The sequence below is a fragment of the Endozoicomonas sp. GU-1 genome, from assembly GCF_027366395.1.
Classification (GTDB): domain Bacteria; phylum Pseudomonadota; class Gammaproteobacteria; order Pseudomonadales; family Endozoicomonadaceae; genus Endozoicomonas.
This window is the reverse complement of record NZ_CP114771.1, coordinates 5919950-5933877: the sequence shown is the minus strand read 5'-3', so window position 1 is coordinate 5933877 and position 13928 is coordinate 5919950. Positions and strand designations below refer to the sequence as shown.

General features: G+C 50.0%; 10 protein-coding genes. 1 reads left to right on the top strand and 9 read right to left on the bottom strand.

What is annotated here, in order from left to right; genetic code table 11:
• Positions 1–53: 53 nt before the first annotated feature.
• From O3276_RS24890 to O3276_RS24875, 4 genes are all read right to left on the bottom strand, one after another.
• A complete protein-coding gene (locus O3276_RS24890) occupies positions 54–2069 on the bottom strand; it encodes an ankyrin repeat domain-containing protein (protein ID WP_269673719.1) in 2016 nt (671 codons plus the stop codon).
• 517 nt (positions 2070–2586) lie between these two features.
• Entirely contained in the window at positions 2587–3630 is a 1044-nt protein-coding gene (locus O3276_RS24885; protein ID WP_332328304.1) for an ankyrin repeat domain-containing protein, read from the bottom strand.
• The gene (locus O3276_RS24880; RefSeq protein WP_269673718.1) at positions 3543–4745 is read right to left on the bottom strand and encodes an ankyrin repeat domain-containing protein; all 1203 of its coding nucleotides are present in this window, start codon (positions 4743–4745) and stop codon (positions 3543–3545) included. The genes O3276_RS24885 and O3276_RS24880 overlap by 88 nt, the downstream gene beginning before the upstream one ends.
• Before the next feature lie 61 nt (positions 4746–4806).
• Positions 4807–5847: an ankyrin repeat domain-containing protein gene (locus O3276_RS24875; protein ID WP_269673717.1), complete on the bottom strand. Its 1041-nt coding sequence runs from the start codon at positions 5845–5847 to the stop codon at positions 4807–4809.
• A 166-nt stretch (positions 5848–6013) separates the two neighbouring features.
• On the opposite strand from O3276_RS24875, the gene O3276_RS24870 reads away from it, so the two are divergent.
• Entirely contained in the window at positions 6014–6166 is a 153-nt protein-coding gene (locus tag O3276_RS24870) for a hypothetical protein (RefSeq protein ID WP_269673716.1), read from the top strand.
• Between the two features lie 241 nt (positions 6167–6407).
• Here the strand turns inward: O3276_RS24870 and O3276_RS24865 are convergent, their stop codons facing one another.
• The 5 genes from O3276_RS24865 to O3276_RS24845 form a co-directional block, all read right to left on the bottom strand.
• Positions 6408–7253: an ankyrin repeat domain-containing protein gene (locus O3276_RS24865; RefSeq protein WP_442876614.1), complete on the bottom strand. Its 846-nt coding sequence runs from the start codon at positions 7251–7253 to the stop codon at positions 6408–6410.
• On the bottom strand, positions 7246–7998 hold the full coding sequence (locus O3276_RS24860) for an ankyrin repeat domain-containing protein (protein ID WP_269673714.1): 753 nt from the start codon (positions 7996–7998) through the stop codon (positions 7246–7248). Before O3276_RS24860 ends, O3276_RS24865 begins: the two co-directional genes overlap by 8 nt.
• Before the next feature lie 230 nt (positions 7999–8228).
• Positions 8229–9932: a hypothetical protein gene (locus O3276_RS24855; protein ID WP_269673713.1), complete on the bottom strand. Its 1704-nt coding sequence runs from the start codon at positions 9930–9932 to the stop codon at positions 8229–8231.
• A 28-nt stretch (positions 9933–9960) separates the two neighbouring features.
• Positions 9961–11346: a hypothetical protein gene (locus O3276_RS24850; protein WP_269673712.1), complete on the bottom strand. Its 1386-nt coding sequence runs from the start codon at positions 11344–11346 to the stop codon at positions 9961–9963.
• A gap of 20 nt (positions 11347–11366) precedes the next feature.
• A complete protein-coding gene (locus O3276_RS24845) occupies positions 11367–13748 on the bottom strand; it encodes an ATP-binding protein (protein ID WP_332328303.1) in 2382 nt (793 codons plus the stop codon).
• Positions 13749–13928: the final 180 nt, after the last annotated feature.

Genomic DNA, 13928 nt, shown 5'->3' with positions numbered 1-13928 from the left:
CCAAGTCGAGAGCCGTTTCGCCATATTTATCTTTCTTTTTGGCTAGGGAGGGGTCAAAGCAATGCCTGGATGGCCTCTGTGTGGCCTTTAAAAGAAGCTATTTGGAGAGCCGTGCGGCCATTGTTATCCTTCTCTTTAGCCAGGTAGGGGGCAATGGTTAGCAATGTCTGGATGGCCTCTGTGTGGCCAGAAAGAGCAGCTGTGTGGAGAGCCGTGCGGCCATCGTTATCCTTCTCTTTGGCCAGGGAGCGGTCAATGGACTGCAATGGCTGGGTGGCTTCTGTGTGGACTGCAAAAGCAGTTGTGTTAACAGCAGCTGCGAGAGCCGTCCGGACTGACTTATCCTTCGCCTTCTTTTTGGCCAGGGAGCGGTCAATGGACTGCAATGGCTGGGTGGCTTCTGTGTGGACTGCAAAAGCAGTTGTGTTAACAGCAGCTGCGAGAGCCGTCCGGACTGACTTATCCTTCTCCTTCTTTTTTTTGGCCAGGGAGGAGGGAATGGTCAGCAATGTCTGGATGGCCTCTGTGTGGCCCCCAGAAGCAGCTAAGTGGAGAGCCGTATTGCCACGTTTATCCTTCTCTTTGGCCAGGGAGCGGTCAAAGGTCAGCAATGTCTGGATGGCCTCTGTGTGGCCTTTAAGAGCAGCGGCGTGGAGAGCTGTGCGGCCATTGTTATCCTTCTCTTTGGCCAGGGAGGGGTCAATGGTCAGCAATTTCTGGATGGCCTCTGTATGGCCTTTAAGAGCAGCGGCGTGGAGAGCTGTCTGGCCATATTCATCCTTCTCTTTGGCCACAATTTCCAGCAATGCATTGACGGTCTCTGTGTGGCCTTGACGAACAGCTTCGTGGAGAGCCGTATCGCCATTGTTATTCTTGACATCAACTCGGATGCGCATGGAGGCAATTTCCTTAAATGCCCTGACGATCTCTGTGTGACCATTACGAGCAGCTAAGTGGAGAGCCGGACAGCCATCGTTCATCTGTTCATTGACTGAGGTTTGATAATTTTTCAGCAGCTCCTTGACGGACTCTATGTGGCCGTTCTGAGCGGCCATATGCAGGGGCGTAGCACCATCTATATGTGTTTTGACATTGACATCCACTTTCTTATCAAGCAGTTTTCTCAGGCAATCGGTTTGCCCCCAACAAGCGGCTAAATGCAATGCCGTATTGCCGCTGTAATCAGCGATATTGAAATCCGCTTTTTCAAGCAAATAAGTCAGGTGATCTGATTTGCCCCAAAGGGCCGCTATCATTAAAGGTGTGATACCGTCGTTATCACGGGCATTAAAGTCCACTCCTCTGTTATCAGCAAGCTCACGCAGACACTCAATGTCGTTTTCTTTTTCGATGGTATAGTGTTCGAAAGTCTTGCTGTTAATAAGGGGTCCAGTGATATCTATGCCCATGGCAGCACATTGTTGACGGCCCTTGGTTTTGCTGATTTTGGTGGCTATATGCAGGGCTGTTTCGCCGTTACTATTGGTGGCATTTACCTTCGCTCCCTTTTCAATGAGTTTTTTCAGGCATGTTTTATCCCCATTGGCAGCGGTGATATGCAGCGGTGTTTGACCTTCCCCATCGGCGGCATTGACATCGGCACCGTGGTCGATCAGAGTCAGGACTACATCCGTATGTTGGTGCTTTAAGGCGACAGCTAACGGGTATTCAGGATGACCGGTGAGCGCCGAGCGGTAAGGCTGATTGGCCAACGTCTTGTCTTTGTCCAGATAACAGTTCAGCTTTCTCAGATTACCGCTACGGCAGACATTAAGCATTCGGGATTCACAATAAGGTGATTCGTCGTCATCGACGCTTTCCTCGTCCTTACGAATCAGTGGCAGTGCCGTTTGCTCGCATTCACTGCATCGGCGTTTATCAAGACTTGTTTCACTCTGCTCATCAAGGTGCCGGGTGATGCATCCCAGGTGGAAAATGTGACCTTGCGGTTTACAAGAGGTTTCCACCAGTGAGTGTCCAACAAATTGCCCTCTGATATGTCCGTTATTTATACAGATAGAAGAACAATTAAAGCGAACATCTGCCCCGTTTATACCGACACTATTCATTACTTTAGCCCGCTATTTGATTGACTTAAAACTTCGAGTAGGACAAAAAATCCGCAGGGTAAGTTCCACAAAAAAACAGAATTTTTTAACAAGACGTATGTCGTTAAATCCAAAAGTCAGGTACGGAACCGATTTTCACAAGACAGTGAACGTTTATTCGGAATACAAGCAATGGCATCCACGAATATCTGGCAACAGTTCAAGGCGCTGATTCCTGAAGGGGCGCGAATCATCGCCACCATTACCGCTAATAACGGCAATGGCACCAGTCAGGCAGAGCTTCGGGATGGTTCGGTTATTACGGTTGAAGAGGAGTCTGTGGGTGTTGGGGAAAAATATTTATTCAGGATGGGGAGATCAAAGGGGCTGCGCCGAGCCTGGCGCAGTATGAGGTGGAGGTTTGAAACAGTCAAGATTCAAGGCCCGGCACCGGTTTCTTGCTCCTTTTTTAATAAGGAGTTTTTGGCACGCGGGGTGACCATGGCTGTAAGCCAATTAAAGAGCCGTCTGGCCACCGTTATTTTTCCCATAGAGAGGATTGCAATATCTGGATGGCCTCTATGTGGCTTTCATCAGCAGCTAAGTGGACAGCCATCCGGCCTAAGTTATCCGTCTCTTTGACCAGGGAAGGGTCAATCTTCAGCAATGTCTGGATGGCCTTTGTGTGGCCTTGAGAAGCAGCTTTGTGGAGAGCCGTTTGGCCTTCGTTATCCTTCTCTTTGGCCAGGGAGGGGTCAATGGTTTGCAATGGCTGGGTGGCCTCTGTGTGGACTGCAAAAGCAGTTGCGTTAACAGCTGCTGCGAGAGCCGTCCGGACTGACTTATCCTTCTCCTTCTTTTTGGCCGGGGAGGATGGAATGGTCAGCAATGTCTGGATGGCCTCTGTGTGGCCTTTATAAGCAGCTAAGTGGAGAGCCGTCTGGCCATCGTTATCCTTCTCTTTGGCCAGGGAACGGTCAAAGGCCAGCAATGTCTGGATGGCGTTTGTGTGGCCAGAAAAAGCAGCTGTGTGGAGAGCCGTGCGGCCAATGATATTCTTCTTTTTGGCCAGGGAGTGGTCAAAGGCCAGCAATGACTGGATGGCCTCTGTGTGGCCTTTAAGAGCAGCATCGTGGAGAGCCGTATCGCCATTGTTATTCTTCTCTTTGGCCAGGGAGCGGTCAAAGTTCAGCAATGTCCGTATGGCCTCTGTGTGGCCTTTATTAGCAGCCAGGTGGAGAGCCGTATCGCCATATTTATCCTTCTCTCTGGCCAGGGAGCGGTCAAAGTCCAGCAATGTCTGGATGGCCTCTGTGTGGCCTTTAAGAGCAGCGTCGTGGAGAGCTGTATCGCCATTGTTATTCTTCTCTTTGGCCAGGAAGGGGGCAATGGTTAGCAATGTCTGGATGGACTCTGTTTGGCCAGAAAAAGCAGCTGTGTGGAGAGCCGTGCGGCCAATGTTATTCTTCTCTTTGGCCAGGGAGCGGTCAAAGGTCAGCAATGTCTGGATGGCCTCTGTGTGGCCTTTACCAGCAGCGTCGTGGAGAGCCGTATCGCCACTGTTATTCTTCTCTTTGGCCAGGGAGGGGCAATGGTTAGCAATGTCTGGATGGCCTCTGTGTGGCCTTTACTAGCCGCTAAGTGGAGAGCCGTATCGCCATATTTATCCTTTTCTTTGGCCAGGGAGCGGTCAGAGGCCAGCAATGTTTGGATGGCCTCTGTGTGGCCTTTAAGAGCAGCGTCGTGGAGAGCCGTATCGCCATTGTTATTCTTCTCTTTGGCCAGGGAGGGGGCAATGGTTAGCAATGTCTGGATGGCCTCTGTGTGGCCAGAAAGAGCAGCTGTGTGGAGAGCCGTGCGGCCATTTTTATCCTTCTCTTCGGCCACGGAGGGGGCAATGGTCAGCAATGACTTGATGGCCTCTGTGAGGCCTTGGCGCGCAGCCAAGTGGAGAGCCGTATTGCCATCGCTATCCTTTTCTTTGGCAAGGGAAGGGTCAATGATCAGTAATTGCCTGACCAACTTTGTGTTGCCATTGCGGATAGCACAGTGGAGATCATCAAGGTGCAGGGATCGGTCACTGTCCGACAAAACCTTGACTTTAACGGTCTCCGGGTGGTCATTAAGTGCAGCTAAGTAGAGATCAGTATTATATGGGTTTCCATTTTCTTCAATGAGTTCCTTGCACGCGTTGTGACCATAGTTTTTAGCCAAGTCGAGAGCGGTCAATCCTTTTTTATTCTTATCAGTGACCATGCGGTGGAGAACGTTCTGTGGACAAGCACTGATCAGCAATGCAACAGTATCAGTGTGGCCCTCAAAAGTAGCCAAATGGAAAGCCGTATCACCATCTTTATTTTTATCAATGGCCGTGATGGGGGTAATGTCCAGCAATGCCTTGACGGACTCTATGTGACCGTTCTGAGCGGCCATATGCAGGGCTGTTTCGCCGTTATTATTGGTGGCATTTACCTTCGCTCCCTTTTCAATGAGTTTTTTCAGGCATGTTTTATCCCCATTAGCAGCGGTGATATGCAGCGGCGTTTGACCTTCCCCATCGGCGGCATTGATCTCTGTCGGATTGTTCAGGTAATTGAAAAATTTCCAATCACCTTTTCTGGCAGCAGTGTGCACTACGGTAGTAGTATTTGCTCCTTCTTCGACCAGCACGGTTCGGCTCGGGTTGTTTCGTGCCATAATAGCTCGGTACAAGGCATGATCAAGATCAAGTTGGTTTGCACCCTTCTCGATCAGGAATCTAAGGCATTCCGTTTGCCCCCCCCTCGGCGGCAGCGCACAGGGCACCGTTGAGGTCTGGCGTTCGCTGTGAGACTTGCGGTGAGATCAGGGTTTCAAGGCACAGCTTTTGCCCCTGTCCGGCGGCTTCGCGCAGGGCACCGTTAATGTCGTATGCTCCTTTATTGATCAGGAGTATAAGGTACTGCGATTGTCCCTGTCCGGCGGCTTCGCGCAGAGCGATATTAAGGTTAGATTGGCTGAGTTCGGTGCTGATCAGGTATTCAAGCAGAGAATCATTGCCCTCCCGGACAGCGGTGCGCAGTACATTATTGATATTCGCCCCGGCCTCGATCAGGATACTGAAGACCTCGGTGCAACGCTGACGGGCAGCAATGAGCAGGGGCGTCTCACCCTGATGATCGGCGGCATTGACATCAGCACCGTGGTCGATCAGAGTCCGGACTAAATCCATGTGTTGGTGCTTTAAGGCGACAGCTAACAGGTATTCAGGATGACCGGTGAGCGCCAAGCGCTGACGGGCAGCAATGTGCAGGGGCGTCTCACCCTGATTATCGGCGGCATTGACATCGGCACCGTGGTCGATCAAAGTCCGGGCTAAATCCGTATGTTGGTGCTTTAAGGCGACGGCTAACAGGTATTCAGGATGACCGGTGAGCGCCGAGCGGCAAGGCTGATTAACCAACGTCTTGTCTTTGTCCAGATAACAGTTCAGCTTGCTCAGATTACCGCTACGGCAGACATTAAGCATTCGGGATTCACAATAAGGTGATTCGTCGTCATCGTCGCTTTCCTCGTCCTTACGAATCAGTGGCAGTGCCGTTTGCTCGCATTCACTGCATTGGCGTTTATGAAGACTTGTTTCACTCTGCTCATCAAGGTGTCGGGTGATGCATCCCAGGTGGAAAATGTGACCTTGCGGTTTACAAGAGGTCTCCACCAGTGAGTGTCCACCAAATTGTCCTCTGATATGTTCGTCATTTATACAGATAGAAGAACAGTTAAAGCGAACATCTGCCCCGTTTACACCGACACCATTCATTACTTTAGCCCGCTATTTGACTCAAAACTTCGAGTAGGACAAAAAATCAGCAGGGTAAGTTCCACAAAAAACAGATTTTTTTAACAAGACGTATGTCGTTAAATCCAAAAGTCAGGTACGGAACCGATTTTCACAAGACAGTAAACGTTTATCTGGAATGCAAGCAATGGCATCCATGAATATCTGGCAACAGTTCAAGGCGCTGATTCCTGAAGGGGCGCGAATCGTCGCCACCATTACCGCTAATAACGGCAATGGCTCAGGCAGAGCTTCGGGATGGTTCGGTTATTACCATCAAACGCGAATCTGTGGGTGTTGACCAGAAGGCATTTATTCAGAAGAGAAAAAGGTACTGCGCCGAACCTGGCGCACTATGAGGTGGAGGTTTGAAATAACCAAGAATCAGTTCTTCGCTCAATTTTATTGCTCACTTTAGAAGGCAGCCCGATGGTTGGGTTCCATAGTCTTTAAGAAGTTGCTTGCACTCTGTGCGGCCAAACATGATAGCCAGGTCGAGAGCCGTTTCGTCATATTTATCTTTCTTTTTGGCCAGGGAGGGGTCAAAGCAATGCCTGGATGGCCTCTGTGTGGCCTTTAAAAGAAGCTATTTGGAGAGCCGTGCAGCCATTGTTATCCTTCTCTTTGGCCAGGGAGGGGTCAATGGACAGCAATGTCTGGATGGCCTCTGTGTGGTCTTTAAGAGCAGCGGCGTGGAAAGCCGTGCGGCCATTGTTATCCTTCTCTTTGGCCAGGTAGGGGTCAATGGTCAGCAATGTCTGGATGGCTTCTGTGTGGCCTTTAAGAGCAGCGGCGTGGAGAGCCGTCTGGCCATATATATCCTTCTCTTTGGCCACAATTTCCAGCAATGCATTGACGGTCTCTGTGTGGCCTTGACGAGCAGCTTCGTGGAGAGCCGTATCACCATTGTTATTCTTGACATCAACCTGGATGCGCATGGAGGCAATTTCATTAAATGCCCTGACGATCTCTGTGTGACCATTACGAGCAGCCAAGTGGAGAGGCGTACAGCCATCGTTCATCTTTTCATTGACTGGGGTTAGATAATTTTCCAGCAGCTCCTTGACGGACTCTATGTGGCCGTTCTGAGCGGCCATATGCAGGGGCGTAGCACCATCTATATGTGTTTTGACATTGACATCCACTTTCTTATCAAGCAGTTTTCTCAGGCAATCGGTTTGACCCCAACAAGCGGCTAAATGCAATGCCGTACTGCCGCTGTTATCAGCAATATTGCCGCTGTTATCAGCGATATTGAAATCCGCTCTTTCAAGCAAATAAGTCAGGTGATCTAATTTGCCCCAAAGAGCTGCTATCATTAAAGGTGTGATACCGTCGTTATCACGGGCATTAAGGTCCACTCCTCTGTTATCAGCAAGCTCACGCAGAAACCCAATGTCGTTTTCCTGTTCGATGGTATAGTGTTTCGAAGGTCTTGCCGTTAATAAGGGTTCCAGTGATATCTATGCCCATGGCAGCACATTGTTGACGGCCCTTGGTTATGCTGATTTTGGTGGCTATATGCAGGGCTGTTTCGCCGTTATTATTGGTGGCATTTACCTTCGCTCCCTTTTCAATGAGCTTTTTCAGGCATATTTTATCCCCATTGGCAGCGGTGATATGCAGCGGTGTTTGACCTTCCCCATCGGCGGCATTGACATCGGCACCGTGGTCGATCAGAGTCCGGACTAAATCCGTATGCTGGTGCTTTAAGGCGACAGCTAACAGGTATTCAGGATGACCGGTTAGCGCCGAGCGGTAAGGCTGATTGGCCAACGTCTTGTCTTTGTCCAGATGCCAGTTCAGCTTGCTCAGATCACCGCTACGGCAGACATTAAGCATTCGGGATTCACAATAAGGTGATTCGTCGTCATCGACGCTTTCCCCGTCCTTACGAATCAGTGGCAGTGCCGTTTGCTCGCATTCACTGCATCGGCGTTTATTAAGACTTGTTTCACTCTGCTCATCAAGGTGTCGGGTGATGCATCCCAGGTGGAAAATGTGACCTTGCGGTTTACAAGAGGTCTCCACCAGTGAGTGTCCACCAAATTGTCCTCTGATATGTTCGTCATTTATACAGATAGAAGAACAGTTAAAGCGAACATCTGCCCCGTTTACACCGACACTATTCATTACTTTAGCCCGCTATTTGACTCAAAACTTCGAGTTGGACAAAAAATCAGCAGGGCAAGTTCCACAAAAAAACAGATTTTTTTAATAAAACGTATGTCGTTAAATCCAAAAGTCAGGTACGGAACCGATCCTCACAAGACAGTGAACGTTTATTCTGAATGCAAGCAATGGCATTCAGAATAAGAGGTGAAAAAATCATGCCCACACAATTCTTCGACTAAACAAAAGCATCATGAACCAACAGAACCCACAGGAATGGGCACCAGCATTTCCTGCAGGTTTACCTTGCCAGTGTCATCATACCCCCTGAAGCGCTTCTCACTGATCACCGCAAATCCTCTTTGCTCAAGCACTTGTTTTGCCAGGGGTGATTTCAGGGTTTGCTGGGTTAATGTGCCAAGGCTCATAAGTATCCCTTCGGATTGCAGTCGTTGCACCTCCTGGGCGATGGCCTCTTGTGTTGCCATGCTGAGCAGACTGAAACCCTGGCGACACTGCATCTTTTCCAGCCGGGTCATCCCTGTTGGCACCTGCACTTGCCTGAGGTCATGGAAGCTATTATGGATGCCACGGGTAATCCCATTTTGCCGGTCAGTCTTGCAGTCTTTATGGTCAGGGCTGGAACAGGTGTGAATGCCTGCACGGCTGGCAATAAAACGCCGGACATTATCATCCAGGCAGTTTTCCATGTTCTGCAGTGGCAAGGGGGTCAGTTCAAATTTCTCTTTGATGGCCGTCCTGTCAGTTTTGAGATGATACGTCTGGATATAGGAATCCGCCCGACAGTCTCTACTATGGCTGCCAGTGACCTGTAACAGATCAGCGGCACCATGCATGGCAGCTTCCAGTTGGCGTTGGAAGTCCGGTTTCAGGGCAGGCTCAGCGGTGAAATCCCTGGTGAGTTGCGACGGCAGATCCAAACGCCAGGGGTCAAACACTGTAAGCTGGTGTCGGCCTGGGCAGAATCCCGGGAACGAGGCATCAACCCCGCTGCATCGGATAAAGTCCATACGATCAGCAAAACGCAGTACCCGCAGATAACGGCGAACCGATGGGGAAATAGTCTGGTCGCTCTTGCCATGTACGTCGTCTTCCTTGCTGGCCAGCGCCTCGGCAATATCCTCCAGCTGTTGTTGTGGATACTGCCCCTGCAGATCCCGTTTGAAATAGTCAGCCGCCCTGGCTTCTTCATCTCGTTTGGGGACATCTTCCGCTGCGGCGTCATGATAGATGATGGCCAGCGACAACAGGTTCTTTTCAATGTCAGAGAACTGCATCGGATCGAATTTCTCCAGCAACTCGATATACCACAACAGATTGTTCCGGGCCCGCAATACATGACTGCAGCTGTGCGCAGGCTTCCACACCACGGGCAATGTCTCACGGCCAAGGCATTGGATGACTCGCTCTGGTCCGGGACGTCGGTAATAGTGCTGTAGGATTCTCAGAATGGTCTCTTCGTTATCTTTGGCATTGGGCAGAACCGGTGGTTGGCTGAAGGCGTCGACGATAAATTGCAACGCTGCTGGTTGCATCAATGAGGCAGGTTGGGCAGATTGGCTGCCGGTAAGGCCGAAGGACTTTCGCAGTTCGTCTATTTGTTGCCGCCCTTTTTTGATATTTTCTGGCCACTGCTGATAAAAGGGCTCTTGATCCCGCCGCTCCCAGAGTTCTTTAACCCATTGGATATAATCATCTGCACAAAGTGTTCCCAGGGATTGTTCAATGCCATTAGCGCTGGTGTCTGCTATTTTTTCCCTCACAGCGCTGAATATTTGCTCATCGGGTTCACCAAAACGAAACAGAGCCAACAAATAGTTCTTTAATTGGTCATAGGGGTGATACCCTTGAAAAGGTCGTCGAAGGACGTAGTGAAACACTTCTTGCAGTTTTGCTGAACTGAGTCTCCGGCAACGTTGATGAAATTCCAGCATGACAGCCGGATCATTAAAGAAGGGGGCATCAGTAATTAAAAACCATAAATTCCCCCCCCTTGTAAGATAATCCCAATGCCTTTAAACGACAGCACAGTCTAATCGAATAAAATTCCCTTAACAGATACTTGCCATTTTTTTCATCAAAAGACACCCCGCGTCTGGCCAGTTCAGTAGATAATTGGAAAAAAACATCTTCCTCGTCAGCTGTCTCTCCCGTATGCTCTTGTTTGTTATTATACAGAGACATACTACGTCGATGATCTTGTAACCATAACGTTGTTGCTGACTGGATTAACAAATCAAGTACTGTCTGCCACTTCCCCTTGTATAGAAACGTGTTTTGAACCGGGAAATCATGGTCTATTAATTTCCAGATCTGGTCTATTAATTCCCTTAAGTGTTGATGATTGAAGTCCGGGTTCGTTACCAGTTTTATCATGTCCTGACATGGATACTGCATCGCTGGCAGATGCTGTTGATTCAGGGTCTTTGCTCTTAACGGCATTGGCAGAAAATTCAATACCTGGTTGAAGGTATCTTCAGCAATGATATGGGATATCGCAAAATTAGTGAGCCTGGCTTTATGCAGCCCTGACAGATGACCACTGAGTTCATCCTCAAAATAAACCTCTGCCGAGCCGCTTTGCTGGGAATAAACCAGCCAGGGCAATGGGTCGATGCCAAAAGTCTCTTCTAACTGGTGTTTATCTTGCAAATGATCGGTAATGTCTTTGCCAAGGTCCTCTTTTACAGAAAGAAAGCACTTGATTTGTGATTTTTTATACCCGGTGGTTAGCCATTCTGAATGGCAGGTTAACTTTTTATAATCTTTTTCCCTGAATTCAGGCGGTTTGAATGTGCCATTCAAGCGCAGTTTACCGGATGAAGATCCCCTATAAACGGTACAGATCCGTTTAGCTCTCTCCTCCATTTTCTTTTGCAGTGAACTGTGGTCAGGCAGACATTTGGCAGAAAGCTCATCCGGCTTTACTGCATTGTTCTTTAAGTTGGAGGTAATGGCATTTTTTTTATAGGCAGCGAGCGTACCGGGTTTTATCAGACCAACAGTGACATGGTTCGGCCTTAATATCGTGGGTACATCTTCCATAATCAGGATGACGGGCCTTGGTCCTTTAGGTAACTTATCCTTATGGTCAAGATAATCCGACTCTTTTTTGAATCTTGCATGACCTGATTTCGCGGAGCTCATCCTGATCTGTCGAGCACCTAACGTGCCTGCCTTCACAGCATCGAGCAATTCCTGTCTTAGCTGTTCCCCTGTTACCCGTAGGCTGGCAGTTTGCAGTTTCAGGGTTTGACTGTTTGCCCGGTTGCGCCGGGCAACTCTCAGGGTTGGCAAACGCTGCTGTCGAGCATGAATTTGCTGCTTTTGGTAATGAATCCATATCAATAAAACTGACTGATAATGCCTTAACGTCTATGGTTAAAATTTTCTACCAGCTGACCAATAAAATTTTCCAGCCGGGCAATATCCATATCCGCCGTCAGCATCAGCAGGAAGCCAATCACATCGGCCAATGCCGGGTCGTTCTCAAATGAGTGCAGCGCCTGCTCCAGCGACTCCAGATCGCCCTGCTCAAAAGCAGTAATAATGGCATGAACAAAGCTGTCCATGTGCATCTCTTTGAGACTTTGCAGCAAAGCATTCTCATTCCACTCAGGTTTTGGCAGCGCGGTGACATAATCCACCCCCAGTAAACAGCGGATTTTATCAAACATCAGCCCGGCATCCAGGGGCTTGCCAATGTATTCGTCAAACCCCTGAATCAACAACCGCTCCCTGGCCTCATGACTGACACTGGCGGTCACCGCCACTGCTTTGACCGATACTTTTCCGGGCAGTTCACGAATTTTTCTGATCGCTGTCACCCCATCCATCACTGGCATGGAGATATCCATCAAAATCAGGTCAAAATCCACCTGCTTCACCGCTTCCACCGCCTGAAGGCCATTGCCGGCAGTATCAACCCTGAAACCGGCGGAGTCCAGCAACCCGGCCATCATATCCCGGTTACTTTCAACATCATCCACCACCAGCACCCGGACCCCCTGGAAGCGCTCATCCAAATGCACATAAATGGAACCGGGCAGTAGACGCTGATGCTCTTTCAGCGCTGCAAAACTGCCCAGAACCAGCGGCAGGACAAAAATAAAACGGCTCCCCTTGCCGGGCTCACTGATAACATCAAGCTCCCCACCCATGGCCGAAACCAGCCGCCGACTGATCGCCAGCCCCAGGCCAGTGCCACCGATCTGCAACCCCAGATGGACCTGCCGGAAAGGTTCAAAGACCCTCTCCAGGTCCTCATGGGCAATACCGACACCGGTGTCGCGGACTTCAAAGACAATATCATTGCCCGCCACGGAAACCCGGCATTCAACCCACCCCTTAACCGTGTACTTAACGCCGTTACTGAGCAGATTCAGCAGCACCTGACGAACCTTGATTTCATCCAGCATGACAATTTCCGGTAACGTGCCAATGGGCAACAGGCGTAAATCAAGCCCCTTGCTGACCGCCCTTTCCATCAGGATGTTGCGCACCCCGCGCAGTAACTCCAGCAATCGAACCGCCGAAGGGTGTAATTCAATCTTGCTGGACTCAATTTTGGTTAAATCGAGAATATCGTTAATCAGTGACAGCAAATGCTGGCCGCTGGCCTCAATGGTGTTCAGGCTTTTTCGCTGGGCCGATGATAACGAGAGGTTTCTTAACAACAGCTGGGCATTGCCAAGCACGCCATTCAGCGGAGTTCTCAACTCGTGGCTCATATTGGAGAGGAACAGACCTTTGGCCAGGTTGGCCCGCTCGGCCTCTTCCTTGGCCCGCATCAACTCATGCTCAATGCGCTTGCGCTCGGTGATATCACGAACCACCATGGAGATCAGCAATCCATCACCGGTTTTCAGGGGGTTGCTGGTAATTTCTACCGGGAAAATCCGGCCTTTACGATCAATACCCCGGGATTCATAACCCACCAGACACAACTGCTCCCAACTGGCTTTTTCCAGGTCACCCAACAGAGGGTGCCCCGGACGGTTTTCCAGTGGCGTCAGCAGGCTCAGGGGCATATTGACCAGGTCTTCCCGGTGAAAGCCAAACAGATCTTCCGTCCTGCTGTTGGCCATGCCGATAATGCCTTCCGGTGTGGCAATAATGGTTGCGTCCGGCGCACTGTCCAGTAGCAGCTTGAATTTCTTGGTATCGCTGACCCGATCGGTAATATCATTGGCCAGCCCTTCCACCAGATATTGCCTGTCTTCCAGATCCCCGATATCGCTCCAGAAAATTTCCAGCCTGCGGGTGCTGCCATTCAGATGCCGGATATCCAGCTCAAAGGTATCGCCCCATCGCCCCTGCTTGGCCTCACGAAACTGATCCCGAAAACACAATTTACTGTCCCGGTTAGCAAGATACCCGATCAATGGACGCAGAAACTCCTTCTGTGTGTAGCCCAGAATGGCCTCTATTGACGGACTGACATGGGTAACACACCCATCCTTATTTAGGTTGAAATAGAAATAGTTTCCCCTCAGCCGCTCCAGCAAATGACCGATATTGCTGGTTCTGGCCTGATGCAGTGCTTTTTCCCGGTCCGTCAGCCTGGTCACCAGTTGCTGGAAACTTTCGGTCAAACTGCCCATTTCATCCCGGCTGATATGGGTAATCACCGGCATGACCCGACGGTAGGTAAAATCATCCATGGCTCGCTTCAAACGGATAATCGGACGGGTAATTCTCACCGACACCAGGCTGGCACAAGTAAATATCAGTGTCAGGGAGAGTAGCATCAGCAATGCATTAATCTGCGCCTGGTCAATAACCGGAGCCAGTACGGTTTCCCTCGGGGCATAACTGATCATCCACCAGGAAGCCGATTTAATGGGTGCCCCCATCAACCAGTACTCATTCTGCCGCACCGGCACCCACTTATGCCGGAAAGCAGGCTCACCTCGCTCAATCAGCTCTTC

Coding starts and splice junctions, on each gene's coding strand:
- O3276_RS24890 (WP_269673719.1), bottom strand. CDS start 2,069: ATGAATAGTGTCGGTATAAACGGGGCAGATGTTCGCTTTAATTGTTCT.
- O3276_RS24880 (WP_269673718.1), bottom strand. CDS start 4,745: ATGGCACGAAACAACCCGAGCCGAACCGTGCTGGTCGAAGAAGGAGCA.
- O3276_RS24875 (WP_269673717.1), bottom strand. CDS start 5,847: ATGAATGGTGTCGGTGTAAACGGGGCAGATGTTCGCTTTAACTGTTCT.
- O3276_RS24870 (WP_269673716.1), top strand. CDS start 6,014: ATGGCATCCATGAATATCTGGCAACAGTTCAAGGCGCTGATTCCTGAA.
- O3276_RS24860 (WP_269673714.1), bottom strand. CDS start 7,998: ATGAATAGTGTCGGTGTAAACGGGGCAGATGTTCGCTTTAACTGTTCT.
- O3276_RS24855 (WP_269673713.1), bottom strand. CDS start 9,932: ATGCTGGAATTTCATCAACGTTGCCGGAGACTCAGTTCAGCAAAACTG.
- O3276_RS24845 (WP_332328303.1), bottom strand. CDS start 13,748: ATGCTACTCTCCCTGACACTGATATTTACTTGTGCCAGCCTGGTGTCG.